The sequence below is a fragment of the Vibrio scophthalmi genome, from assembly GCF_040869025.1.
In the GTDB taxonomy this organism is placed as follows: Bacteria; Pseudomonadota; Gammaproteobacteria; order Enterobacterales; family Vibrionaceae; genus Vibrio; species Vibrio scophthalmi.
Genome location: NZ_CP134272.1, coordinates 294,653 through 317,628, shown reverse-complemented (window position 1 = coordinate 317,628; position 22,976 = coordinate 294,653). Strand labels below are relative to the sequence as shown.

Annotated in this window: 26 protein-coding genes; 13 read left to right on the top strand and 13 right to left on the bottom strand. The window is 44.1% G+C overall.

Annotation, left to right across the window (positions count from 1 at the left end; genetic code table 11):
- Position 1: 1 nt before the first annotated feature.
- The 9 genes from RJD38_RS16360 to RJD38_RS16320 form a co-directional block, all read right to left on the bottom strand.
- A complete protein-coding gene (locus tag RJD38_RS16360) occupies positions 2-463 on the bottom strand; it encodes a YhcH/YjgK/YiaL family protein (protein ID WP_065546609.1) in 462 nt (153 codons plus the stop codon).
- Positions 464-510: 47 nt separating this feature from the next.
- Positions 511-1,149 carry a bifunctional 4-hydroxy-2-oxoglutarate aldolase/2-dehydro-3-deoxy-phosphogluconate aldolase gene (locus tag RJD38_RS16355; protein ID WP_065546608.1) on the bottom strand — a complete coding sequence of 213 codons (639 nt, stop codon included), beginning with the start codon at positions 1,147-1,149 and terminating at the stop codon, positions 511-513.
- A 93-nt stretch (positions 1,150-1,242) separates the two neighbouring features.
- Positions 1,243-2,217, bottom strand: coding sequence for an NAD(P)-dependent oxidoreductase (locus RJD38_RS16350; protein WP_065546607.1), 975 nt, complete (start codon positions 2,215-2,217; stop codon positions 1,243-1,245).
- Between the two features lie 11 nt (positions 2,218-2,228).
- Positions 2,229-3,182, bottom strand: a complete 954-nt coding sequence (locus RJD38_RS16345) for a sugar kinase (protein WP_065546606.1) — start codon at positions 3,180-3,182, stop codon at positions 2,229-2,231.
- 77 nt (positions 3,183-3,259) lie between these two features.
- Positions 3,260-4,522, bottom strand: a complete 1,263-nt coding sequence (locus tag RJD38_RS16340) for a TRAP transporter large permease (RefSeq protein ID WP_065546605.1) — start codon at positions 4,520-4,522, stop codon at positions 3,260-3,262.
- A complete protein-coding gene (locus tag RJD38_RS16335) occupies positions 4,513-5,004 on the bottom strand; it encodes a TRAP transporter small permease (RefSeq protein WP_065546604.1) in 492 nt (163 codons plus the stop codon). Before RJD38_RS16335 ends, RJD38_RS16340 begins: the two co-directional genes overlap by 10 nt.
- A 46-nt stretch (positions 5,005-5,050) precedes the next feature.
- A complete protein-coding gene (locus RJD38_RS16330) occupies positions 5,051-6,040 on the bottom strand; it encodes a TRAP transporter substrate-binding protein (RefSeq protein ID WP_065546603.1) in 990 nt (329 codons plus the stop codon).
- Between the two features lie 154 nt (positions 6,041-6,194).
- On the bottom strand, positions 6,195-7,214 hold the full coding sequence (locus RJD38_RS16325) for a LacI family DNA-binding transcriptional regulator (RefSeq protein ID WP_065546602.1): 1,020 nt from the start codon (positions 7,212-7,214) through the stop codon (positions 6,195-6,197).
- Between the two features lie 358 nt (positions 7,215-7,572).
- Positions 7,573-8,646, bottom strand: coding sequence for a permease (locus RJD38_RS16320; RefSeq protein WP_065546601.1), 1,074 nt, complete (start codon positions 8,644-8,646; stop codon positions 7,573-7,575).
- Positions 8,647-9,127: 481 nt separating this feature from the next.
- Between RJD38_RS16320 and RJD38_RS16315 the strand changes: the two genes are divergently transcribed.
- The 5 genes from RJD38_RS16315 to sigZ all read left to right on the top strand — a co-directional run bounded on the left by RJD38_RS16315 (position 9,128) and on the right by sigZ (position 13,117).
- Entirely contained in the window at positions 9,128-9,577 is a 450-nt protein-coding gene (locus tag RJD38_RS16315; protein WP_367971660.1) for a GNAT family N-acetyltransferase, read from the top strand.
- 69 nt (positions 9,578-9,646) lie between these two features.
- On the top strand, positions 9,647-9,907 hold the full coding sequence (locus RJD38_RS16310) for a DUF5062 family protein (RefSeq protein ID WP_005597713.1): 261 nt from the start codon (positions 9,647-9,649) through the stop codon (positions 9,905-9,907).
- Between the two features lie 311 nt (positions 9,908-10,218).
- Positions 10,219-11,889, top strand: a complete 1,671-nt coding sequence (locus RJD38_RS16305; RefSeq protein WP_367971659.1) for a GIY-YIG nuclease family protein — start codon at positions 10,219-10,221, stop codon at positions 11,887-11,889.
- A gap of 375 nt (positions 11,890-12,264) precedes the next feature.
- Positions 12,265-12,561 (top strand): ArsR/SmtB family transcription factor, encoded by a 297-nt coding sequence (locus RJD38_RS16300; protein ID WP_005597725.1) that lies wholly within the window; start codon positions 12,265-12,267, stop codon positions 12,559-12,561.
- Positions 12,545-13,117: an RNA polymerase sigma factor SigZ gene (gene sigZ, locus RJD38_RS16295; RefSeq protein ID WP_005597726.1), complete on the top strand. Its 573-nt coding sequence runs from the start codon at positions 12,545-12,547 to the stop codon at positions 13,115-13,117. Before RJD38_RS16300 ends, sigZ begins: the two co-directional genes overlap by 17 nt.
- 79 nt (positions 13,118-13,196) lie before the next feature.
- On the opposite strand, the gene RJD38_RS16290 is transcribed toward sigZ, so the two are convergent.
- On the bottom strand, positions 13,197-15,110 hold the full coding sequence (locus RJD38_RS16290; protein ID WP_065546596.1) for a methyl-accepting chemotaxis protein: 1,914 nt from the start codon (positions 15,108-15,110) through the stop codon (positions 13,197-13,199).
- A gap of 408 nt (positions 15,111-15,518) precedes the next feature.
- Between RJD38_RS16290 and RJD38_RS16285 the strand changes: the two genes are divergently transcribed.
- The gene (locus RJD38_RS16285) at positions 15,519-15,947 is read left to right on the top strand and encodes a VOC family protein (protein ID WP_065546595.1); all 429 of its coding nucleotides are present in this window, start codon (positions 15,519-15,521) and stop codon (positions 15,945-15,947) included.
- A gap of 59 nt (positions 15,948-16,006) precedes the next feature.
- Here RJD38_RS16285 and RJD38_RS16280 read toward each other — a convergent pair whose 3' ends face one another.
- Positions 16,007-16,321, bottom strand: a complete 315-nt coding sequence (locus RJD38_RS16280; protein WP_065546594.1) for a hypothetical protein — start codon at positions 16,319-16,321, stop codon at positions 16,007-16,009.
- Positions 16,322-16,462: 141 nt separating this feature from the next.
- On the opposite strand from RJD38_RS16280, the gene RJD38_RS16275 reads away from it, so the two are divergent.
- Together RJD38_RS16275 and RJD38_RS16270 are read left to right on the top strand one after the other, a co-directional pair.
- Complete coding sequence (locus RJD38_RS16275; protein ID WP_005597738.1) at positions 16,463-16,780, top strand: helix-turn-helix domain-containing protein; 318 nt, start codon at positions 16,463-16,465, stop codon at positions 16,778-16,780.
- A 151-nt stretch (positions 16,781-16,931) separates the two neighbouring features.
- Positions 16,932-17,345, top strand: a complete 414-nt coding sequence (locus tag RJD38_RS16270; RefSeq protein ID WP_065546593.1) for a GFA family protein — start codon at positions 16,932-16,934, stop codon at positions 17,343-17,345.
- Positions 17,346-17,446: 101 nt separating this feature from the next.
- On the opposite strand, the gene RJD38_RS16265 is transcribed toward RJD38_RS16270, so the two are convergent.
- A complete protein-coding gene (locus RJD38_RS16265) occupies positions 17,447-19,540 on the bottom strand; it encodes a methyl-accepting chemotaxis protein (protein WP_065546592.1) in 2,094 nt (697 codons plus the stop codon).
- A gap of 440 nt (positions 19,541-19,980) precedes the next feature.
- Between RJD38_RS16265 and RJD38_RS16260 the strand changes: the two genes are divergently transcribed.
- From RJD38_RS16260 to nqrM, 3 genes are all read left to right on the top strand, one after another.
- Positions 19,981-20,592, top strand: coding sequence for a PolC-type DNA polymerase III (locus RJD38_RS16260; RefSeq protein WP_065546591.1), 612 nt, complete (start codon positions 19,981-19,983; stop codon positions 20,590-20,592).
- Between the two features lie 111 nt (positions 20,593-20,703).
- Positions 20,704-21,162 carry a NifB/NifX family molybdenum-iron cluster-binding protein gene (locus RJD38_RS16255; protein WP_005597743.1) on the top strand — a complete coding sequence of 153 codons (459 nt, stop codon included), beginning with the start codon at positions 20,704-20,706 and terminating at the stop codon, positions 21,160-21,162.
- A complete protein-coding gene (gene nqrM, locus RJD38_RS16250) occupies positions 21,159-21,356 on the top strand; it encodes a (Na+)-NQR maturation NqrM (protein ID WP_005597745.1) in 198 nt (65 codons plus the stop codon). The genes RJD38_RS16255 and nqrM overlap by 4 nt, the downstream gene beginning before the upstream one ends.
- 54 nt (positions 21,357-21,410) lie before the next feature.
- On the opposite strand, the gene RJD38_RS16245 is transcribed toward nqrM, so the two are convergent.
- Positions 21,411-21,722: a DUF134 domain-containing protein gene (locus RJD38_RS16245; RefSeq protein WP_065546590.1), complete on the bottom strand. Its 312-nt coding sequence runs from the start codon at positions 21,720-21,722 to the stop codon at positions 21,411-21,413.
- Between the two features lie 33 nt (positions 21,723-21,755).
- Here RJD38_RS16245 and RJD38_RS16240 point away from each other — a divergent pair, with 33 nt between their 5' ends.
- Complete coding sequence (locus RJD38_RS16240; protein WP_065546589.1) at positions 21,756-22,163, top strand: PaaI family thioesterase; 408 nt, start codon at positions 21,756-21,758, stop codon at positions 22,161-22,163.
- A gap of 104 nt (positions 22,164-22,267) precedes the next feature.
- Entirely contained in the window at positions 22,268-22,954 is a 687-nt protein-coding gene (locus RJD38_RS16235; protein WP_065546588.1) for an MOSC domain-containing protein, read from the top strand.
- Positions 22,955-22,976: the final 22 nt, after the last annotated feature.

Sequence of the window (22,976 nt, the reverse complement as noted above, 5' to 3'; positions counted from 1 at the left end):
ATTACAGTTTGTCGTAACGAATCTTAATAATTGCCTTGGTAACAAGAGCAATATCATCTCTATAGTTGCACAGTGGCTTGTGGATCTCATGCGGGAAAAAGACCGCAAATTCACCCATGCCCAAGCGGACATAATGCTCTTCTTCTAAAGGACCAAAATAAAGATCGCAATTTGATTGCGATTCATCCGTAATCTCTAGTGATTGAGTGGCATAACCAATGTGCTCTTCACCATCAAGCGTTAGGTGGACATCGATATATTGATGATGAATCTCTGCTGCCTTATTTAACGGTGACGTCCGTTTTCCTTGGACAATGTTGTAGCTCAGTTCATTTTCAATAAGAACTTTCTCACCAAGCTCAGGGGTTGCAGCAATCGCGTCAAAGGCGAGTTGCATTTTGTGCAGCAGTGCTGCTGACAAGAATTGCTGGTTGGGTAAATGATCGATATGACCGATAAACATAATCTGCCTATAATAATTTGGTTCACCTCAAGGGAGAACTAGCTCATTTAAGAAAGCAATGCGACGGCTTGCTTGGTGCTGTCAGTCACTGCAGACCAATCAATATCGATTGCGCCAGTTTTGGGTAGCATCCATGTTCCACCAACGGTCGCCACACAATCTAATGCCATATAATCTTTAACGTTAGCTGGAGATATTCCGCCGGTTGGGCAAAAGCGTACTTGAGGCAGTGGTGCCGCAATCGCACTGAGTGATTTGACGCCACCATTAGCTTCGGCAGGAAAGAATTTTAGATGAGTGAACCCTTGTGCCAGAGCTGTCATGACTTCGGTTGGGGTTGCCACGCCGGGTATCAGTGGTGCGGTACTTTGCTTTGCATGGGCGATAAGCTCGGGTGTCATTCCTGGAGAGATAATAAATTGTGCTCCGGCCGCAACCGCGGCATCGTATTGCTCAGGATTAAGTACTGTGCCAGCACCAACAAACACATTCGGAAATGCATCAGCTATTTGCTGAATAGCTGCGAGTGCGGCTTCTGTTCGTAGGGTAATTTCAAAAACCGAGATGCCGCCATCCAACAGCGCCTTGGCCATTGGCAGTGCATCTTCGAGGTGTTCAATTACCATGACAGGGACAATTGGCGAGGCTGCAAATACGTCAGCCGGGTTAATTTTCCAGTTGTTCATTATTCACTCCATGTAATCGGTTTGGATCAATAATTTTAATTAGTTGTTCAGCAGTGTTTTACGAGTGGTAAAGGGGTATATTCTGATTTTTTCTTACCTGAGTTGATGTTGATTAGCGCAGTTAAGCGATAAGTCGTTATTGAGCGCCGCAATCAGGTTATCAACGGCACAAGTTACCATCGCATTGCGGGTTTCATGAGTAGCAGAGCCTATATGTGGAAATAGTGTGACGTTGTCGAGTCGGCATAGTTGTGAACTTGCTGGTAGAGGCTCGACTTCGAAGACATCTAGCCCAGCGGCTAGAATCGTTTTCTGCTGTAGAGCTTCAATCAGCGCAGCTTCATCAACAATTTTGCCGCGCGATCCGTTAATAAAGATCGCTGACGGCTTCATCATTGCCAGTTGTTCTGCCCCAATCAGTTTTTCGGTTTGCTTGGTCAGCGGTAGTACAACGCAGACAAAGTCGGCGGTTTTTAGCACCTCTTCAAGCGACATTTGTATCGCATCGAGATCACTATTGGCTTGTTGATTTGGGCTGAGGTTGAAGTAGTGCACCGGCATATCGAAGCCTAAGTGAGCGCGTTTTGCTAAGGCATAGCCAATTCGGCCCATGCCAATAATACCAATGGTTTTACCATAGATATTTACGCCATAGTGTTCGCTACCAATACTGCGTTGCCATTGGCCTTCACGCACCATGTTAGACAATTCAACCCCGCGTCGAGCACTGCACATCAGTAAGGTGAATATGGTGTCTGCGGTGGTTTCGGTTAGCACAGAAGGGGTATGCATCAAGGCGATACCACGTTGATTGAGGTAATCAACATCAAATTGATCAAGTCCGACCGAAATGGTCGAGCAAGCTTTTAGTTTTGGTGCATATTTGAGAATACTTTCATTAATCGGTTTGCTCGCACCGATAAGCCCATGAGCGTCAGACAATGAAGAGATAAATTCATCGTAATTGTCATCGTTTAAACCATCGAAAAAACAGACCTCAAAGTGCATTTTTAGACGCATAAGTTCGGCACTAGGGATTTGTTTGTAGAGGACGACTTTCTTTTTCATTACCCTATTCCTTATGATGCCAACTCATTTAATTGAGTGCGTGTCGGTAAGCCCTCACTATCACCAAGCACTTGTACAGCTAAAGCTCCAAATAGACAGCCACGCGCAACGGATTGACGAAGAGGCAGTGACTCTAGCCACGCAGAGATAACGCCAACAGCAAAACTATCGCCAGCACCAACGGTGTCGATGACTTTTTTAACTGGGTGACCGGCAACATAACCACTTTCGCCCCCCGCTGTTTTGTAGAAGGCCCCATCACTGCCAAGTTTAACCACCACCAATTGAACACCATGTGACAAATAGAAGTCGGCAATTGCTTCCGGTTGATCGGTTCCGGTTAGAATCATACCTTCGGATACGCCGGGCAGAACGATATCGGCTTTGAACGCCAGTGCATTGATCTCTTCCACCATCTCGTGATTGCTTGACCATAGGGATGGGCGCAAGTTGGTGTCAAACGATACGCTATTACCGTAGGCTCTCGCCGTATCCAATGCTTTATGGCACAAGCCTCGCAAGGTTGGTGAAACGGCGCAGGCGACTCCCGTTAGATGCAGGTGGCTTTGTTGCGCGAAGACCGCCTCAGGGTAATCTTCTGCGCACAGTGTGCTAGCGGCGGAGTGTTTTCGATAATATTCCACCACTGGGTCGTCGCCATTCAATTCGCGTGATTTGAGTTGAAAGGCAGTCGGTCGTTCAGATGAGTAGGTAAAATGTGAAGTGTCGATTCCTTCCTGATTGAGCGCTTGCTCAATGTAGCGGCCAAAGCTATCAAGGCCGAGTTTGGTTAAGTAGGCAGATGAATAACCAAGGCGTGCCATGCCTATTGCTACGTTCATTTCGGCCCCTGCAAGGCGTTTAGTGAAGGAATTGGCGTGGGCAAGATCCCCAGCTTCGTTGGCGGTGAACATCGCCATAGGTTCCCCAATGGTGATGAATGTTTTGTTATAAGGAGTGTTCATTGATAAGCCTATTCTGCAGTTTGCCACTCTTGGAATCGATTCCATGGAGTGGCAAATTTTTTTAAATGGCTGCTAGCCTAGAAGGCTAGCAGAATGGCAGGGACAAACATAACCGTTAGTAGCACGGCGATAATGACCGAAATGTATGGGATAACGGCCTTAAACGATTGATCGAGCGATAGCTCGCCAATCACACTTGAGATGAGTAAACATAAGCCGTAAGGCGGGGTGACCAAACCAATCGATAAGGTGATGATAATAGTGATACCTAACTGAACAGGGTCGACACCTAATGACAACGCTACCGGGTAAATGACGGGAACAAATAGAACCATCGCTGGTATCGCATCCATAAACGTACCAATAAACAAGAAGAACAGTACGATGATGAATAGGAATAGGAACTTACTGTCACCTAAATCACTGAAGAATTCAGCTACGTAAGTATTTATTCTGAAGTAACCTAAAAACTCACCTAGCGCCGATGCGGCGGCCAAAGCAAAAAGGGATAGACAACTGAGCTTAAGAGTGTCGACAAAGATTTGCGGTAGATCTTTAAAGCTAATTGTTTTGTAGTAAAAAGCACTGATTAAATAGGCATAAACGGCAGAGAATGCTGCTGCTTCTGTCGGGGTAAATATGCCAAAAACTATACCGCCAATGATGATTAATGGTGTGATCATCGCAGGAATCGAGTCTTTCAAGAGCGCGATAAATTCAGCTCTAGAAACTCGCTCCATTACTGGTAGGTTGTCGCGTTTTGCATAGTAGCTGATCACGAACATCATACCAAAGCCAATTAGTAACCCAGGAATAATACCGCCAATAAACAGTGAACCAACGGAAGTATTGGTTAGGCCACCGTAGATCACCATGGTGATACTAGGTGGAATAATGCTACCAATTGTAGAGGATGCAGCGGTAACCCCAACCGACATATGACGGCTATAGCCTTTATCGATCATATTCGGAATAAGGATTTTACCCACGCCAGCAGTGTCAGCAGTGGATGAACCACTTACGCCCGCAAACAGCATTGATACGATCACATTCGCATGTCCTAAACCGCCTGGCTTTTTCCCCGCTAAGGCAACTGAAAAATCGATCAATTTACGTGAAATATTGCCTTGGTTCATGATATTGGCAGTGAGGACGAAAAGAGGAACCGCCAGCAATACGTAAGAGTTTAACCCGTAGAACATCTTCATTGGGATCATGGTATTTGGTACACCACTAATGGTGGCAATACCCGCCAAAGAAGCAACACCAATTGAGAATGCGATAGGCACGCCAATGATGATTAGACCAAGGAATAAAATGGTGATGAATATTAATTCCATACAAAGCCCTTAAACCAGTAGAACTTTTTCAGCTCATCAAAGATGTTTTCAACTAAGTAAACACTGGATGTGATGAAGGTAATTGGTAGCGCTAACCAAACGTAACCTTGTTTGAATTCAGGAATGGTGATCCATTTGGAATTCCAAAAAACATCAGTAATTTCAATGCTGTAAATTGAGCATAGTATGCAAAAAATCAACATGATGATGTTTTGTACGATAACTAAAATGGATTTCTTTACGCCGGTTAACTTGTCGGATAGCACTCCAAAACTAAAGTGTTGTTTCTCTCTTACCATGACGGCAGAGCCAAGGAACATTGCCCAGATAAAAGCGTTAACGGCGACTTCTTCAGTCCATAGCATTGAAATGCCAAGGTAGCGAGAGAGCACTTGAACGAGGGTGGCTAGCACAAACACCACCAAGCAGGTAGCGCCGAAGATAAGCTGTACTTTGGCAATAAATTTCGTGATCTTTTTCATAGTAGATCCTTATCCCCCTAACCAGAATTAGGGGGATAGCTATCGATTACTTAGTATTGTGAATTGTGTTAAGCACATCGGTTAGGCCAACTGATTCTGCCCATTTTTCTTGTGTTTGTTTTGCCACTTTAATAAATGGAGCTCTATCGAGAGTGTTGATGACCGCACCATCGTTAATCGCTTGTTGTTTGTATTGCTCTTCTTCAGCGTACAGAGCTTGACGTTCAGCTTGGGTCGCTTCCGATACCGCTTTCACGAAGGCTTCACGTTCTTGATCATTGAAGTCGCTCCATACGGCATTGCGAACAAGTAGTAGGCGAGTGGTGTAATCATGGCCTGTTTCAGAGATGAATTTACCGTTATTAGTTTTGTGGTGCTCCATCGGTACTAAGTACGGGTAGGCATTTTCTGAACCGTCGACGACATTGCTCGAAAGTGCTTGGTAGAGTTCAGCCCATGCAACAGAGGTTGGAACTGCCCCAATTTCTTGCCAGTAAGACGAAACAACACCAGAGGTTTGTGTGCGAATACGCATGTTTTGCGCATCGGCTAGAGAATTGATAGGTTGTTTGCCATACCAGTGACGAACGCCTGCCGTCCAGTAATCGATTACGCGATATTTCTCACCAGATTTAGTGAAAATGATATCAGCGATCTGTTCGCCCACTTCTCCATCGACGATTTTTTCCCAGTGATCGTAATCTTCAAATAGGTAAAGCAATGAGAATAGGTCAACTTCATCAATACCAGCAGAAGTCATGAAGCCTGGAGAAACCAGAACCACGTCGGCGCCGCCAAGTACTAGTTTTTCAACTAATTCGTTTTCATTGGTACCAATGGTGCCAGCATGTACTTCAACATTGAACAATCCAGATTGCTCAGCAACCTCTTTTAATTTCAGCATGCCCGTTTGGTATGGGCTAGAGATGTTGGTTTGGTTGTGGGCTGCGACGATTTTTATTGTATCGTTTTCATTCGATTCACCACCACAGCCTGATAGGGCTGCAGCAATCATTAGGGCTAGTACTTTTTTCATTTTTATTGCTCCGCATAGAGTGTTCACGTTATGCGCAGAAATTAGTCTGGAATCGGTTCCATAGGAAGTGAGATTTTAGATATTTGTGATCATGCTGACGATAAATTGCTCAATAGTGGGAGCTCGCTGGCAATATTTTTAGTTGAGTATATGTCTAGAATGCAGTGGAATTACGCACAATAAGTTGCGCCGAAAGTTGGAGGCTAATAGGGGGGCGATCGTCACCATTAATTCTATTAATCAGTAGTTTACAGGCTTTTTCTCCTATCTCATTCGTCGGTTGGCGTAAGGCTGTGATACCGCCTTCAACCAGTTCGACCCAATCAGGATCATCGACGCTAAGTAGGCCAATTTGTGAACCCAAATGAATGTTGAGTTTCTTTAAGGTTTTCGCTGTCTGCATTGTCGCCATACCATTGGTGGTGACAATGGCTTTTTTCAAACCTCGATTGCTGCGCAAGAATTGTTGTATGGCTGTCGTGAGAGGTGCATCTGCACCATCTGTTTCAAAGACTTCACAGCGCATCCCTTGTTTTTGAACCGTGAAGCTTTTTAGAGATGCAAGGCGCTCAATTCGTGGCGCGATGGTGAGCGGTTGAGTGATGACCAGTAGCGATTCATAGTTCTGTTCTAGGAGATGCTCACACCCCATTTGCATCGCTTCGTGATTGTTTAATCCGACGCTATCTACAGCCATTTGATCGCTAGTTCTATCCACAAATACAAAGGGGCATTCAATGTGAGCAAAAGACTCCATCTGTTCATCAGCCATGCCAAGCATATTGATGATAATGCCATCAACACGATAGTCCTTGAGCAAGTCAATGTAGCGTTGCTGTTGTTCGAGTTGGTTATCAGTGTTGCAAACCATCAGCATGTAGCCAGCTTGTTTACAGGCTTGTTCAATACCTTGCATGACGCCGATAGAGTACGGGTTACGAATATCGGCGAGGATTAAGCCGATTAATCTGGATTGGCCGGCTTTGAGCATTCGTGCGGATTGGCTTGGACGATAATTGAGTGTCGTAATGGCTTGAGAGATCTTCTCAAGCAACTCTTCAGAAAGCTTACTTTTTTCACCATTTAAAAAACGAGATACACTGGTTTTGCCAACCCCTGCTAAATTAGCTACATCAGAAATTGTTGCGAATCCGGTTTTTTGCTTTGGGCTCAAAAGGTAACTCCACTAAATAGTACAATATGCTTTACCATCTATCGTAAGTAGTAATGCAGCGTTAAAGTGCATCTAGACAATGGTTGAATGGGCTCAAAATACCTTACTACGCTAGGAAAGCGTCAACAATATTGCGATTTTGCGTAGAAAATTTTTGATATAGCGCAAAAGGTTACGGATAAACACGTTAATCGTAAAGCTATGTCAGATAGGTTTGTGTGCCTTAATGGGGAGCGCTTAAGTAAAATTTACTAGGTTAGTTGACGCCTCACGCTTGCTAGACAATAAAACAGCCACGGGTGTTTTAATACCAATGGCTGTAAAAAGTCAGCTTATTGCTTTGAGTTAAGATAGCTTGTTAGCCAAAAATTACGGTGTATAGATAACCCGCGCTGATGGCCATACCTAAAATTACAACCAAGAATGCTGCAATCATCTGATTTTTGAAGATAGATTTAAGCAAGATCACTTCTGTCAAACTTGCGCCTGCGCTACCAATGATCAACGCCATTACCGAACCCAATGCCATCCCTTTTTGCACTAGGGCTGCGCTTAGTGGGATAACGGCTTCTGCGCGAATATACAATGGAATACCAATCACAGCGGCAACAGGGATAGCATACCACTTGCCGGCGCCGGCATATTCAGCAATCAATTCAGTTGGGATAAAACCGTAAATGAATGAGCCAATTGCAATACCCAGCATTAGGTAAGGCAGTACCTGTTTAAAATCTTTCCAAGTTGACAGCCAAATACGCATCCAACGGCTTGGTTGTTTTGTTTCTGTCATTGTTGCTGTGGCCGTGCCATCGGAAGCGCAGCAAGAAACCGCTACTTCTGGTTCTTTTTTAGCACTGGTACAGCAGCTTGTTGGTGCAGCAACAGGCTCTGATTTTGTACAGCATGACGTTGCTTCTGCTACTTTTGCAGTATCACCACAGCTTGACTGGCTCGAACAGCTAGAGGTATTAGCTGATTCATACGCTTCCGGTTTTACGTAACGCTCAAAGCCTAACTTTTCTAGTACAAAGCCAGAAACTACCGATACTGTCATCGCGATAGCGAAGTAGAACAGAGCAACTTGCCAACCAAAGGTCACCACAAATAGACCAATAATCACAGGGTTAAGCAGTGGGCTTGCAAACAAGAACACCATCATAGGGCCAAAACCTGCTCGGGCACGAAGTAACCCTTTTAAGAAAGGGATAGTTGAGCACGAGCAAAATGGCGTGATAGAGCCAAGTAAGGCAGCAATAAAATACCCTTTACCGTTGCGCGAGCTTAAGATCGATTGGATCTTTTCTGGGGTTAAAAACTCTTGCAACACACCAACGATGTAGCTGATTGCAAGAAATAGAATAATCAATTCCACTGCTAAAAACGCAAACATATCTAGGGCGTCGCGTACCATTGTCATCAATTCATTACTCATGTGAGCCTCGTTACCTTTAATTTCGAATATTCTCGAATTATAGAAATATTCTCCGAATGATCAAGAGTTATTTCGATAAATGTCGAAATGATTGTGTGGGACAACTTTATACATTGGGTGAGGTGATATTTTTGAGGCTTAGCGAGAGTGCGATCTAAATTTGGTTTTTTAATTTTAAATGGTATTAAATCAATGAATTACGGAGGATTCTCGTTAAGGGTATAAAAGGAAAGATAACGCATCGGAGTTACGGAGGAGCTTAAGAGGAGCGTTGTTTAGAATTCGCGGATAGGGAAAAAGATGGCTGTCTGCTTGGACGTTACAATCATCATGTGAAGAAAGAACCAACGTGATGAACTCATTGCAGGCAAATGACAGCCTCTGCCCCCGCAGTCTGCGATACGCCTCTCGTTTTAGTGTATGTGATGTTAACATACCTAATACGCCTGGAATGATCCCTAATATACTGATTAACGACAATATGACAGTTACTTATCGCGCAATAGAACAAGATGAATTTGCCATGATGGCGCAGCTAGAACAGCAATGCTTTGGCGCTCATGCTCTGCCGGATTTCTTTTTTCGTCAGTCTTACGATTGCTGGCCAAAAGGATGCTTTGCTGCGTTTCAAGAGCAAAAGATGCAGGCGTTTTTGATCCTCGCGCAAAGTGAAACGCAAGATATCGGTTGGATTCTATCTGTGGCAGTGTCGCCTGAACTGCAAGGTCAAGGCATTGGGCGCAAACTACTGACTCAATTACTGGAGCAGCAGAGTTACGCTCGCGTGCGCTTAACGGTTGACCCTGAAAACCCCGCGGCACTGCGTCTATATCAATCACTTGGCTTTAGTAAAATTGCGGAAGAAGCAGATTACTTTGGACCTAATCAAACGCGCTGGGTGATGGAATATAGCCCAAACTTATCAATATGAGAGCTTACTAACACGCGGGTTGTGGCAGTTAAGGTATTCTAAGTGCAAGTGAAGAAGAGGATTCTATTAATGTCAAAAAGCACCAAGCTTCATAACGAAGATAAACTGGTTAAAAAGGCACTTGAGATTGGCGGGAAGATGGCAAAAATGCAAGGTTTTGAACTTCCGCAATCACCACAACCACTAAGAGTAAAAGCGATTTATCTATTTTTGGTTGATGCCAAACAGATCATGCCACTCCCTGAAAGTAAGCTTGATGGTGCGAATATCAAACACCGGCTAGCACTTTGGATTCATAGCGCCTTACCGGATAACGACCCGTTGAAGTAGAAGTTTCGCTTAATTGATGCAAGGCGAATCGAATGGGTTCGCCTTTTTGTTTTTGGTTGCTGCTAACTGAATTGGTATGTCCCGTTTATCAGTCTGCTGATTTCTTCGCCCTTATTGGTCCGTTGAACCTATACTTTCGAGCTAACAATCTAAAACGTTTCTGCCCCTTTTCTTGCTAGAGCAATTAAGCTCTAGAATTTGCTTGTCTACCCATTGCCATAGTTTATCTTATTCTTTTAGCCCGTTTAGTATGAGAAGGTGAGCCAATCACTTTGGTTCTGGTGAACTCTTAAACAAGCAATGAGATATTTATGACAAGAAAAAAGTGGACATTAAGCGCTGTTCGTGAAGAGGCTCTTAAGTACAAACAAAGAAGCAAGTTTAAACAAGGTTCAGGTGGAGCCTTTTCTGCTGCTAGAAGAAATGGATGGCTAGAGGACGTATGTTCCCACATGGAGTACACCAAGAAACAATCAGGTTACTGGACGTTTGCTAGAGCTTTAGAAGTGGCTAAAAAATGTAAAACTCCCTCCGAATTTCAATACGGTACTGGAAACAAGGGCGCATATGGTGCTGCACAAAAAAATGGTTGGTTACCTCGGATGTATGCTCATATTGAAGAAGTTAGAAAACCTAAAGGTTTTTGGACTGAAGAGAGAGTTAGGCAAGAAGCTCTAAAATATAAATCTAGAATGGAATTTGAAAAAAACTGTAGTTCGGCATACGGGTATGCACTACGGCACAAGTTGATGGATGATATATGTTCACATATGGAACATATCGGAAATAGAGCTAAACGGTGCATTTACGCTATTTTCAGTGTGGAGCGCAACGAGGCTTATGTTGGCCTAACATTCTCATTCCAAAAGAGGATGCTAGAGCATAAAAATGGTTATGGTCACTCAACAAAGGAGTTAGTGACATATCCAGATACAAAGTACGAGAAACTTACCAAGTACATTGATGCATCTTTAGCAGCTCAGTTAGAGTCGGAATATGTTCAAAAGTATCGAGATAAGGGTTTTAAGCTACTAAACAATGAAAGCGCACTAGGAGCGCTTGGTGGTAAAGAACCATGGACTTTTAAAAGAGTCAAGCATGAAGCTAGAAAGTACACTTCGAGAATAGACTTCAAAAATGCACCCAATTCAGCCTACAGAATTGCCTGTGAAAAAGGTTGGCTCGAAGAGGCTACGTCTCATATGTCAGAGAAAGTATGTTGGACATATGAGCATGTTGAGCAAGAAGCAGCGAAGTACAAAACACGGAAAGAGTTTATACAAGGAAATAACTCGGCATACGTAGTTGCGTGTAGAGAAGGCTGGACGGATAAAGTTTGTGCTCATATGGAAAGACTCTCTACACCGAATGGTTATTGGACTTTAGAGCGTTGTAAATCGGAGTCTAAGAAATATAAAACACGAGGTGAGTTCAAAAAACATTCTCCTTTAGCGATGAGAGCTGCATACAGAAATGGCTGGATAAACGAAGTATGCTATCACATGGATATGCGCAAAAAGCAAAATGGATTTTGGGATAAAGAAGCATGCGAAGTTGAAGCTTTGAAATATACAACCAGATCTGATTTTAGTAAGGGAGCTTCTGGCGCATATGATTCAGCCAAGAAAAATAAATGGCTAGAGGATATATGTAACCATATGACTTCTGTGCAGCGACCTACTGGGTACTGGAATAAAGAAAGGTGCTATGAGGCAGCATTACTTTACAATACGAGAACTGAGTTCAATTTGAATAACAAAAGTGCTTATAGTTCAGCGAGAAATAATGGCTGGCTTGATGAGATTTGTAGCCACATGAAGTCTAATCGAAAACCGAGAGGCCACTGGCAAATAAAAGAAAACTGTAGGCAAGAAGCTCTTAAGTACTCTAGCAAGATGGAGTTTAAGGCTAAATCATCAGCAGCCTATAGCTCATCAGTAAAGAATGGCTGGCTTGATTATATATGTAGCCATATGATTTAGAAAATATCTAATGCACGTAATTTCCATGGACACCTCAGACCGACAGTGAGCGTGACTGCTACAGTTTTGTTGATAGCTGTCGGACTAACAAAGTAGCCTCAATCTGATCTGTACCAGTAGGACTGGACACTTCACTAAGTGACTTCCCGATACCCCAGGTTATCCGCATTTTCCTAATTTAAGTGATTACTCTAAGAAGGTTTTGTCCAAAAGTTGGTTGTGACCGGCTCTCATTAGAGTTTCAACTTAGTGGAAATAGTTCCAATGAAACTTTTCCCTACATCCGCGATTTGAAGTAACGAGATTGCTTTTTAGTGATATTTCGATTATTTTGGAAATATATAGTAAATCGAAGCAAACTAATCGGTGAATACAATGGAACTCGAAGCTGTTGCTAAAGCGTTAAAAGAGCTTGGCCATCCAACCCGTTTATCTATCTACAAAAGTGTGGTGAAAGCAGGGTATCAAGGCATTGCGGTGGGTGGATTACAAGAGCAATTAGATATTCCTGGCTCCACGTTATCTCATCATATTGCCAGCCTTGCTTCAGCCGGTTTGATCAGTCAACGTCGCGAAGGGCGAACTCTGTATTGTGTGGCGGAATATCAATGCTTAGAAGGCGTGATTGGTTTTTTACAAGCGGAATGCTGCGCTGATGAAAAATGCCAATAATTTACTGAATCTTGATGAGGTATGGCGCCAATACCAGCATTCATTGAAAGCGTTTTTGCATAGTAAAGTCGCTAATGAGGCAGACGTTGAAGACCTACAACAAGAGATTTTGATCAAGACCTACCAAAGCTTGGCGGATGTACAAAATGAATCAAGCGTGAAGTCTTGGTTGTTTCAATTGGCGCAGCGAACCATTATCGATTTTTATCGCAAGCGTGCTCGTACTCAACGCGATAATGATCTACAAGCGGATGATTTATGGTTTGAACAAGTGCCTGAAAGTGTTGAGCAAGAACTGGCAAATTGTATTGCGCCATTTATTCAAGCATTGCCAGAGTCGAGTGCTGAACTTCTCGGAAGTGTTGAGCTTGGTGGAGTTAGTCAAAAAGAGTTGGCCGAGCAGCAAGGTGTCAGCTACTCCACACTGAAATCTCGCGTGCAAAAGAGCCGTACAGAGCTTAAAAAGCTGTTTGAAGAGTGCTGTGATCTGACTCTGGATAAGCATGGTAATGTGATTGATTATCTTCAGAAATCAAAAGCATGCCCCCACTGCTAATCATCTTCTTAGTCTGATTAGCATTAAAAAGCCTCGCGGTGCGAGGCTTTGGTGTATTAAAAGCGTTGTATTGTAAACGCTACAGCTTAAAGCTACCCACCATGGTATCTAAACGTTGAGAAAGCTCTTTGAGTTCTCCACTAGCTAAAGCTAATTCCTCTGCTGTCCCTGTGGTTGCTTCATTGATCGCGTTGATCTCTTCGATATTGTTGTTGATGGTATAAACCACGGTTGACTGCTCTTCGGTTGCCGTTGCAACTTGGGTATTACGATCGGTAATATCGTGAATACGCTCCGAGATATGAGTCAGAACTTCGGCCGCTTCGTCAGACGATGACACGCCTTCATAAGTCAGCGCCTTGCCCGCTTCCATTGCGGTTACCGCGTCTTTCGCGTCACCTTGTAGCTGGTTAATCATCTTCTGAATTTCGTCGGTAGAAGATGCGGTGCGGCTCGCTAGGTTGCGAACTTCATCTGCAACAACCGCAAATCCACGGCCTTGCTCACCCGCGCGTGCTGCTTCAATCGCTGCGTTCAATGCAAGTAGATTCGTTTGATCTGAAATATCACGGATAACATCCAAAATTGAACCGATCTCTTGAGTAGTTGACGCTAGCTGCCCCACGACTTGGCCAGTATGGTCGATGTCTGCGGCTAAACGGCTGATCACATTTTTCGCCTTGTTGACGACGTTTTGCCCCATCTGAGTATTATCAGAGGCGAGCGCTGCGGTATCTGCCGCGGTTGCAGCGTTTGAGGCGATTTCACTAATGGTTGCGCCCATCTGATTGATCGCAGTGACCACTTGAATCGTTTGGTCGCGTTGCAGCTGGCTATTGTCGTAGGTTGAGTTGGCACGGTTAGACACATTATCCGCCGCAGATTGCAGTGCATGACTGGTGGATGCAACCTCTTTCATCGATTGGTGGATCTTTTCAATAAAGCCGTTAAAGCCTTCTGATAATTGGCCGATTTCATCACTACTCTTAATTTCAATACGTTGTGATAAATCCCCATCCCCTTTACCTAAGTCGCTAAAACGCGCTGCGATAGCACGAATAGGGCGAGTAATGCTATTGGCTAATAACACACCCATGATGATAAATAGCACCGCAATTAAGGCGGTGGTGAGCATCATTTGTTTTGCTACTGCGGCAAGATCAGCAAACACTTCTTCAACAGGAACCACGCCGATAACGAACCAATCCATGGATGGAACGTAGGTGCTCGAAACAAAGACCTGTTCGCCTTGGTATTCCGCTTCGATGAGATTGAAACCTGACTTATTAAGTAGTTTCGCAGTACCAACGCCGTAAAGATTATCCAAAGAGCTGCGTGTTGCGTTGCCATCACGATGAATTTTGATGTTGCCATTCGCATCCGTAAGGAAGACAAAGCCACTTTGCTCAATTCTAAAATTGTTAAGTAGCGACACCATGTCATCCATTGATTTAGATAGACCAGCCATGGTTAAGCCGTGCAATAGCTGAAAATTGGTGAACATTTTCACATCGCCATTTGGCTCTTGAAAGATACTGACTGAGGTTGCATTACCCGATTGAGTAAAGCCAAAAAACCAACCATCTTGTTGTTGGTTTAGCTGACGTAAGAAGCCGTCTTGGTTCCAGTAATAAGCCGTTTCTCGGTTTGCAACCGAGGCATCATTTAGGTCGTACTGCTGACGAACGTTCTTGAGTTCTTGGACTAACATCGCTTGTACACTGGCATCGATTTCAGTGCCATCGACGGCGTGTTTGATAAACTCGTTATTGGTGATTTGTTCAGCTGCCAGCAGCATTTCGCTTACTTCACGGTCGATCTGATTACTAATGTCGTCAAGGATCGACGGAAGCTCAATTTCTATAAGGTGGTGTTCAAGTAAGCTACGAGACTGTTTCTGGGCGATGACGCCCATAATAATTGTGGATGAAAGCACGGCTAAGGTGATACCTGCCACCACCTTTTGCTTGATGCTAATTGAATTTAATTTCATTGGTTGATCTGCCTTTTTATAGCATGTCGTTATTGTGAGGTTTTACGCCTGCTTACCCTATTCGGCGATGACTTCCATTCGTAGAGATGTCCAACACGGTTAAGATATCGACATGTAGTTGCATTTCTTTACAAAAAAATGAGACCGGCATTCAATTCTCGTGTTGAAGATCACAGATAGGTGCGGGGGCTTCTGTAAACGATGAGCGGCATCATTATGTGTTTTTGAATCAGCAGATAATCTGGAATTTTGATTTTGTTAACAAAATTAGGTTTTTACATGGTCAAAATATGGTTATACTTCACACAATTGAGATAAATATTGGCGTGCATAAGATGAATTTACCTCCAATCTGGTGGTTATATTTTCCATTTATGAACTCGCGTCATTCAAATAAGGTGAGCTTAAATGGAACCTCGTATCAGCATTATTACGCTTGGCGTAAAAGATCTAGAGACATCGTATAACTTCTATACAGCACTTGGTTTCCCAACCACTTATTCTCCAGCTGAAGGCATTGTCTTTTTCAAAACCGGTGGCGTCTGCTTAGCCTTATATCCGATCAATGCTCTCGCGCGTGACATTTCTAATAAATACGTTGGTTACCGCGAAGGGTTCACGGGAGTAACGATCGCACATAATACACGTAGCCGCGGTGAAGTTGATGAAATACTAACGGTGGTAGCGAAGGCTGGGGGCACAATTGAAAAGCCCGCTCAAGATGTATTCTGGGGTGGTTATAGTGGTTATTTTGCCGATCCTGATGGTCATCTGTGGGAAGTTGCTTATGGTGATTGTTGGAAGTTCAATGCCGATGGTTCGTTAGTGATCGACTAACGCGAAATTTACTATCGTTTAAAAAAGCCGATTTTACTCGGCTTTTTTTGTTTCAATGACTAAGTCAGTTGTTTGTCTAGCTCATCAATAGCAAACGTCAGCGCTTCAAGACCGAGTTTTGCTATTTGCTTTTCGTTTTTTGACAGTTCAGTACGAGCAAACAGCAGCTCACTCTCATCAATGTGAGGTAAGTGCAATAATAGCTCTTTGTATTTCAATAAGCGGTATTGAGACTGTTTAATTCGCGTTAAAGATTCATCTTGTGAATCCATCGCAATTTGCTCAATGCCGTTAATTAATTTTGCAATAAGGAGTCGCAAATTGCGAAGTGACTCATTGCACTCTGCATCAAAAATTTCATTATTCTTGTTCATTTAATACCAACGGTTCGATGCTAACTGTTTAAAAATCAGCGCATTGTGCGAACAGTGGAATAGGGGGTAAATATGGGGTGGTCAACATGGTCTGCTTATTGCGTTAGATAGGTCAAATCTGTCCTTTTTTAGGAGCTTGTGATGATTGACCCTATAGTGATGGTTCTAATTAATAGACGTAAATCAGCCAGTATGACACGCGTGGAAATTGCCGAGATTGCGGGTATGAGCTTAAAAACTTATCAGCGTATCGAACGAGGCGAATCGGATATGAAACTGTCTCAGTTTCGCGCTATTACTCGTGCACTACACATAACAGAACTTGATGTTGCGCTCGATATCAAAGGCATCCAGCCCACAACAACTGCGGATTTAACCGCCGCTTGCCGATTATTAAATCGTGATGCACAAACATCATTGATGCGGTTTTTAATGTTGATAACAAAGCAAAAACTTTAAGCGGGAAAGCGATGGTGGAAACAGAGCGTTTAAGACTGACTCGCTTGAGTTAGGTCATATAAATAATCATTGTGCTTGAAAATTACTGGGTATTATTGCGATAGTGATGTGCCACAAGCGATGAATGATCGTCATAGATAAAGGAATAGATATGACTTACCCAATTACAGCACAGTGCCAATGTGGCCAAGTTTCCTACCAATTAAAAGCGGCACCGCAAATGGTGGCGGCATGCCATTGTAAAGAGTGCCAGAAGCTCTCTACAGCGCCATTTAGCGTTACAGCAGTAGTGAAAGCGGAAGATATTGATTTTCATGGTGAGATGTCAGATTGGAGCCGGCCCGCAGACAGTGGCAATGTCAATTGTGCCAAGTTTTGTGGCGGGTGTGGTAACCGCATTTATCATTTTGACCCCGAGCATCCGCAGTTAATCAAACTCAAACTTAAACCGGCGAATTTGGCCGATGACTCACTATTTGCCCCAACAGTGCACGTGTGGGTGAAAGAAAAACAATCTTGGGTTGATATTCCGGCAGGGGTAAAAATAATCGAAGGTCAGCCATAGTGGTGAGTATATCTAGGCCATGTTCTTTGCTTCCTTCGAGATAGCGAAATAAAAAAACAGCGCCCAATTGGGCGCTGCGATTTGTAGCATGAGGGTTAAACTCAGATCTTAAATTTGTTCAACTCATCGTGAAGATCAGAGGCGCGTCCTGACAACTCATTGCTGATATCAACAGACGTCGTCATTGTGTCCATCACATCAACGGCGGTGTCGTTAATGATCACCACATTACGGTTGATCTCTTCTGCAACCAAACTCTGCTCTTCAGCAGCAGAGGCGATTTGGTTGTTCATGTCGTTAATCACATCAATCGCTTGGTTGATCTCCGCTAAGGCCGTTTGCGCTGCTTGGGTTTCATTCTTGGTATCTGCCGCTTGTTCTTGGCTCTGCTCCATTAATTCAACAATTGTCTGCGTATCACGCTCTAGATGTGCCAGCATGCTACGAATCTCTTCAGTAGAGCTTTGAGTGCGATTGGCTAAGTTACGTACCTCATCCGCAACCACGGCAAAACCACGGCCAGCAGAACCTGCGCGTGCCGCTTCAATCGCTGCATTCAGTGCTAATAAGTTGGTCTGTTCAGCAATGCCGCCAATTTCAGACAGAATACCTTGAATGCTTGCGCTCGATTCCGCCAAACTCAGTGTTTGCACTTGGGCATTGTTGACTTGCTGCGCCAATGCCTCAACGGCATGTGCTGCATTATCCATGCGTGCCATACCATTTTGGCTATTAGATTGGACTTGGCTTGCCGCTGTCGCAGCTTGTACCGCTGAGTTGGCAACTTCTTGCGCGGCCGCGGTCATTTCATTGATGGCCGTTGCTAGTGAATTGACTTCATTTAGCTGACCGTTGAGCTTATCTTTCGATATATCTGCACTCTCTTGGCCTTTGCGAGCGCTTGAATCCACTTGAACCGCGGTCTCTTTAGCCGATCGTAACATCTCTTGCATACGGCTTAGGAAGGCGTTGAACCAATGTGATAGCTGGGCGGTTTCATCTTTGCCTTTCACTTCTAAGCGATAAGTCAGATCGCCATCGCCTTGTGCGACATCTTTAAAACGCTCCACTAAGTTGCCTAGTACTTTGCCTAGTGAGTGCGCAATAAAGGTCATTGCGGCTACCCCAAATAGCATCGCTAAAATGCCGGCGGTCACGCCTTGCTGGATCGCTTGGCTATTCATCTCGCTATTCCAACTATTGAAGTCGGAAATGCTTTTTTGCAATACATGAGTTGGTACTGACACGATAACAATCCATGCTGCACCAGAGGTGTTAACAGAAGTGATGGCGTACTCTTGGCCGTTTTGCGTCATCATACCAATCGCTGTACCTGAGGCGAGGTTTTGGATTTTTGACCATTGATTGTATAACTGGCTCGGGACTTTTTTACCGACAGTTGCGGGTAGATTAGCGTTAGCCAGCGTTGCCCCTTTCCAAGAAGCGATGATGATATTGCCTTCGCCTTCAAATAGATCACTCGCGAGTGATTGGCTCTGCGCTTGTAATTGGGTCAGTGCCAGGTCGAAACCCAATGAACCAATGATCTTGCCGTTGACTTTGATTGGTTGGCTGATGGTGGTGATCAGTTCCTGCTTGCCACGCACAGGGTACATGTAAGGTTCCATCACGAAGGTACGACCCGTTTGATACGGCATTAGGTGCCAATCATCGACGCGCTCACCATTTGCATTCATGGCAGTGTTGGAAAAGCTTGCCATGCCTAAAGCATCAAAACTGCCTTGATTATTAGGTGAGAAAAAAGGCGCCAATACGCCGTTTTCGTTGAAAGCGCTTCCTGCTTTGGCTTCACTTTCCTGCGGCCAGGTTTTTTCTTCAAATACCATGTAACCGGCAAAAACCGCTTCATCTTGGGCTTTTAGCGCCGCCGTAAAATGATTAACCAGTGCATCGGCTCCAGCATGATCTTGGGCACTTTGCTCCATAATTGAGCGTAATTGGCTTAAGCTGCGAGTGACGGGAAACAGCTCATTGGCGATAGTTTTGCCTTGCTCTGAAGCGGTAGAACGTAAGTGAGAAGTGGTGGCTTCAGTCAGCTGGTCAGAAACCTTGCTGGAAATCTGTTGGTTAACTTTGGTAAAAGCGTTGGTTGTCATCCCCATCGCGATCAATAGGGTGAAGGCCATCGCCACCCCCGCGCTGACAGCAATTTGTGTGCGAATACTATTGAACATGTTCATATACCTTTATGAATGTGTACGTGCTTAGTTATTGTTATTTATGAAATCTCGCTGATTATAGCGATAACAATTGAACGCAATGTTTTGCAAAATAGACAAATATGAACAATAAAAGATCATTTATGAACCATCTTGATGGCCAGTCTGAAATTTGGCGTTTGGCTGTGATGATTGAGTGAGAGCTGTTTTTCTGTAAGTTATTGTTAATATTGCTTTTAATTTAACGTAGCTTAACCAGATTAAAGCCGGTTCTCTTTATCGAACAAATGTAACAGCCAAAAATTTGGCGATAAAATTTGATATTTTAATGAGATAGGTCAAATTTTTTTTGCGCAAAAAATCAGCGCTCAATGCGCTTTGCGCTAACCGATAAGTGTGGTTACACTGCGCGGGTATTTTTACATTGATATAGGTGATGTGTGTCTATTCCTTCTATGGCGGATTCAATAATTGTGCTCGACTTCGAGACCACGGGACTTTCTCCTCAACAAGGCGATCGAGCCATTGAAATTGGTGCCGTGAAATTGCATCAAGGAGAAGTGGTTGATCGATTTCAACGCTTGATGAATCCAGGTTTTCGCGTGAGTAGTTTCATTGAAGGTTATACCGGTATTACCAACAACATGCTAAGTGGTGCTCCGCGCTGTGCAGAAGTGATGGATGAATTTGCTGACTTTATTCAAGGCAGTAATTTATTGGCGCACAATGCATCATTCGATCAACGTTTTTTAGATGGCGAACTCGCCCTCATTAAACGCGATTACGATGGCCAGTTTGCATGCTCTTTATTGGTATCACGCCGATTGCATCAAGAAACGTCATCCCACAAGTTGGGGGATTTAGTTCGTTATCACCAAATCGATAATGATGGCGTATTTCACCGAGCATTAGCAGATGCGGAAATGACGGCAAAGTTATGGCGTGTTCAATTGGCGACGTTACGCGATAAATATGGGATTACGCAGCCAAGTTTTGAATTAATGACGAAGATAGCGAAAACGCCTAAGGCATCGATTGATACTCTGCTAAGAAAGGTGAGCCGTTAGTGACACACTGATTGCGATAACTTTCACAATCTAATTTTCCAAATTAGTTATTAGCATATGCCAATAACTGGCGATATAGTGTGCTTTTGTTCTTATAGGGCAGGAGCCACTATGATCTACGCAATTCCTTGTCTTGATAATCTTGTTTCCAATCACTTCTCTCGTGCGCCACAAGTGGCGATCTTCAATCAAACCACCGGCACTTATCAGCTCATCACTCTTGAAGAAACGGCTTCGAATTGTGGTAAGAAAAAGCAGTGGATGGCATTAATGGCCGCACAAAACGTCAATGCGGTCGTCGTGCGTTCAATTGGTAGGAAAATGCTGAGTGCTTTGTTTGATCTTAATCTTGAGGTTTTTGCTGCACCGCCAAAAGCAGATATTCGCCAGTTGGATTACGCAGTGCTAATGCCAGTGACTTGCTTGGATTATGGTAAGGAACCTAAGAAGACGACCAGTTGTTGTGGCAGTAAAAAATCATGCGGTAGTCAATCAGCCGCCAGTACTCCATCGCCAATTATGAGCTCATTGCAAAAAGGCTTTACCTTGATAAAAAGGATCGCCAAATGACCTTTATCTTCGCTTTGATTGGTTTTGTCGTGGTGATTAGTCTCATGGCTATTGGTGTGCTGTTTTCTCGTAAACCCATTGCAGGCAGTTGCGGTGGGTTAGCCAATATTGATATTGAGCGTGAATGCAATTGCGAAGAAGTGTGCGATGAACATCGTAAAACCTTGTACCAAATTAGTGAGCCCAATACTTAACACAGGTGAGCCACTTAGTTGCTTTGTTGTTTTGTTGCTTGGTTGCTTAGCTGCTCAGTCAGCCGATCCTGTTTGCACAGGCGTATCTTGATCAGTTGCTAGCACCAAGGCATGACCGTTGACCAAGCAATTTGCCACTTTGGCTCGGGCCCGCTTAACGATGTTGCCGAAGGTTTGGCGAGAGACCTGCATTTGCGCGGCGGCATCGAGTTGGCTCAGCCCTTCTTGATCGGCTAAACGTAACGCTTCTAGCTCTTCCGCTTGGAGTTCGATGTGTTGCAGCTCTGTCATCGGTACGCCATTAGGCTTAAAGCAAGAGTAAGGCGCGCGAGTACAGATTTTGCGTTGTATTTTAGGCCGAGCCATGTCGATTTTCTCTCTCAAAAATAAGGGCAAATAATGGTGTCATCTAAAGCCAAATCACACTGCCAATGCGCGGTGTGTTGCCAACCATTCTTTTCTGAACAATGTATTGAGTTCATCCCAACAAACACCCATAGCGTTCAAGCCACAATTGTAGCAACACAAGAGGTGCAGGGCTACGACGGCGTAATGCAAGGCGGTTTAGTCACGACGTTGCACGATAGTGCTATGCTGCATTGTCTATTCAATTTAGATATTACCGCTATGACGGCTAGCTTAGAGGTTCGCTTTCATCAGCCGATACCTATTGGACAAACGCTCTACGTGCAAGCACGATGGGTGAAGAGTAAACGTCGACTCCATTGGTTAAGTAGTGAAATTTGGTGCAATGGCGTGTTGTGTTCATCTGCAAGTAGTCGATTTATGTCGTTGTGTGATGGTTAGCGTCGAGTTGTGATTTTATCCTGAACGCTGGGCTTTAATCTTGCATTATTGGGCTGGTACACTCAGCGATATTTTCTTCACATCTTGACGAGTAAGGAGCTTCAATGACCATGACAATCTATCCTATTGCCGGAGTATATCGCGGTAAAGTCGCACAATTTCATGGTATGCAAACCGCTATGAATAAATCTCAAGTGACGGATGAAATCCTCCTTACTCCGACGGGGTTAGAAGGAGATGAGTGCTTTGAGACCAAATTTCATGGTGGCGTTGAGCGCGCTTTGCATCAATATCCTGCGGAACATTATGACTACTGGGCGAATAAATACCGCAGTGACTCTCAATGGTGTGCGCCGGGGATGGGAGAGAACATCAGCTCGATGGGTATGACTGAGTCGGATGTTTGCATTGGGGATCGTTACCAATGGGGTGAAGCAATTATTGAAGTTAGTCAGCCCCGCTCACCTTGTATGAAGCTGAGCCAACGCTGGGGTGTCGAAAACTTTTCCGTGGATATGCAAGATGTCAGCCGTTGCGGTTGGTTATATCGAGTGATACAAGCGGGTAAAGTGAGTCCAGAGCAGCCCTTGATTTTGCTTGAGCGAGTGAAAAATCCACTCTCGATCCTTGCCGTTTGTGAGCGTTACTTTGGTGATCCGTTAAACCCACAGGGGCTAGAGGAGCTTATTGCCCAAGAGCGCTTGTCTAATAGCTGGCGTGCTAATGTCGAAAAACGGATTGCTACAGGCGAAGTGGAAAACTGGAATTTTCGTTTGCTGGGTCATGCTTAATTGCTTGTTGACGTGGCTTAAT

What these genes read in the sequence shown, in the direction of transcription:
- RJD38_RS16340 (WP_065546605.1), bottom strand. Translation starts at nt 4,522, where the DNA reads ATGGAATTAATATTCATCACCATTTTATTCCTTGGTCTAATCATCATT.
- RJD38_RS16260 (WP_065546591.1), top strand. Translation starts at nt 19,981, where the DNA reads ATGGCGGATTCAATAATTGTGCTCGACTTCGAGACCACGGGACTTTCT.
- RJD38_RS16235 (WP_065546588.1), top strand. Translation starts at nt 22,268, where the DNA reads ATGACCATGACAATCTATCCTATTGCCGGAGTATATCGCGGTAAAGTC.
- RJD38_RS16320 (WP_065546601.1), bottom strand. Translation starts at nt 8,646, where the DNA reads ATGAGTAATGAATTGATGACAATGGTACGCGACGCCCTAGATATGTTT.
- RJD38_RS16240 (WP_065546589.1), top strand. Translation starts at nt 21,756, where the DNA reads ATGGTGTCATCTAAAGCCAAATCACACTGCCAATGCGCGGTGTGTTGC.
- RJD38_RS16330 (WP_065546603.1), bottom strand. Translation starts at nt 6,040, where the DNA reads ATGAAAAAAGTACTAGCCCTAATGATTGCTGCAGCCCTATCAGGCTGT.
- RJD38_RS16270 (WP_065546593.1), top strand. Translation starts at nt 16,932, where the DNA reads ATGACTTACCCAATTACAGCACAGTGCCAATGTGGCCAAGTTTCCTAC.
- RJD38_RS16350 (WP_065546607.1), bottom strand. Translation starts at nt 2,217, where the DNA reads ATGAAAAAGAAAGTCGTCCTCTACAAACAAATCCCTAGTGCCGAACTT.
- RJD38_RS16345 (WP_065546606.1), bottom strand. Translation starts at nt 3,182, where the DNA reads ATGAACACTCCTTATAACAAAACATTCATCACCATTGGGGAACCTATG.
- nqrM (WP_005597745.1), top strand. Translation starts at nt 21,159, where the DNA reads ATGACCTTTATCTTCGCTTTGATTGGTTTTGTCGTGGTGATTAGTCTC.
- RJD38_RS16355 (WP_065546608.1), bottom strand. Translation starts at nt 1,149, where the DNA reads ATGAACAACTGGAAAATTAACCCGGCTGACGTATTTGCAGCCTCGCCA.
- RJD38_RS16315 (WP_367971660.1), top strand. Translation starts at nt 9,128, where the DNA reads ATGACAGTTACTTATCGCGCAATAGAACAAGATGAATTTGCCATGATG.
- RJD38_RS16305 (WP_367971659.1), top strand. Translation starts at nt 10,219, where the DNA reads ATGACAAGAAAAAAGTGGACATTAAGCGCTGTTCGTGAAGAGGCTCTT.
- RJD38_RS16265 (WP_065546592.1), bottom strand. Translation starts at nt 19,540, where the DNA reads ATGTTCAATAGTATTCGCACACAAATTGCTGTCAGCGCGGGGGTGGCG.
- RJD38_RS16310 (WP_005597713.1), top strand. Translation starts at nt 9,647, where the DNA reads ATGTCAAAAAGCACCAAGCTTCATAACGAAGATAAACTGGTTAAAAAG.
- RJD38_RS16300 (WP_005597725.1), top strand. Translation starts at nt 12,265, where the DNA reads ATGGAACTCGAAGCTGTTGCTAAAGCGTTAAAAGAGCTTGGCCATCCA.
- RJD38_RS16255 (WP_005597743.1), top strand. Translation starts at nt 20,704, where the DNA reads ATGATCTACGCAATTCCTTGTCTTGATAATCTTGTTTCCAATCACTTC.
- RJD38_RS16360 (WP_065546609.1), bottom strand. Translation starts at nt 463, where the DNA reads ATGTTTATCGGTCATATCGATCATTTACCCAACCAGCAATTCTTGTCA.
- RJD38_RS16290 (WP_065546596.1), bottom strand. Translation starts at nt 15,110, where the DNA reads ATGAAATTAAATTCAATTAGCATCAAGCAAAAGGTGGTGGCAGGTATC.
- RJD38_RS16335 (WP_065546604.1), bottom strand. Translation starts at nt 5,004, where the DNA reads ATGAAAAAGATCACGAAATTTATTGCCAAAGTACAGCTTATCTTCGGC.
- RJD38_RS16245 (WP_065546590.1), bottom strand. Translation starts at nt 21,722, where the DNA reads ATGGCTCGGCCTAAAATACAACGCAAAATCTGTACTCGCGCGCCTTAC.
- RJD38_RS16275 (WP_005597738.1), top strand. Translation starts at nt 16,463, where the DNA reads ATGATTGACCCTATAGTGATGGTTCTAATTAATAGACGTAAATCAGCC.
- RJD38_RS16280 (WP_065546594.1), bottom strand. Translation starts at nt 16,321, where the DNA reads ATGAACAAGAATAATGAAATTTTTGATGCAGAGTGCAATGAGTCACTT.
- RJD38_RS16285 (WP_065546595.1), top strand. Translation starts at nt 15,519, where the DNA reads ATGGAACCTCGTATCAGCATTATTACGCTTGGCGTAAAAGATCTAGAG.
- sigZ (WP_005597726.1), top strand. Translation starts at nt 12,545, where the DNA reads ATGAAAAATGCCAATAATTTACTGAATCTTGATGAGGTATGGCGCCAA.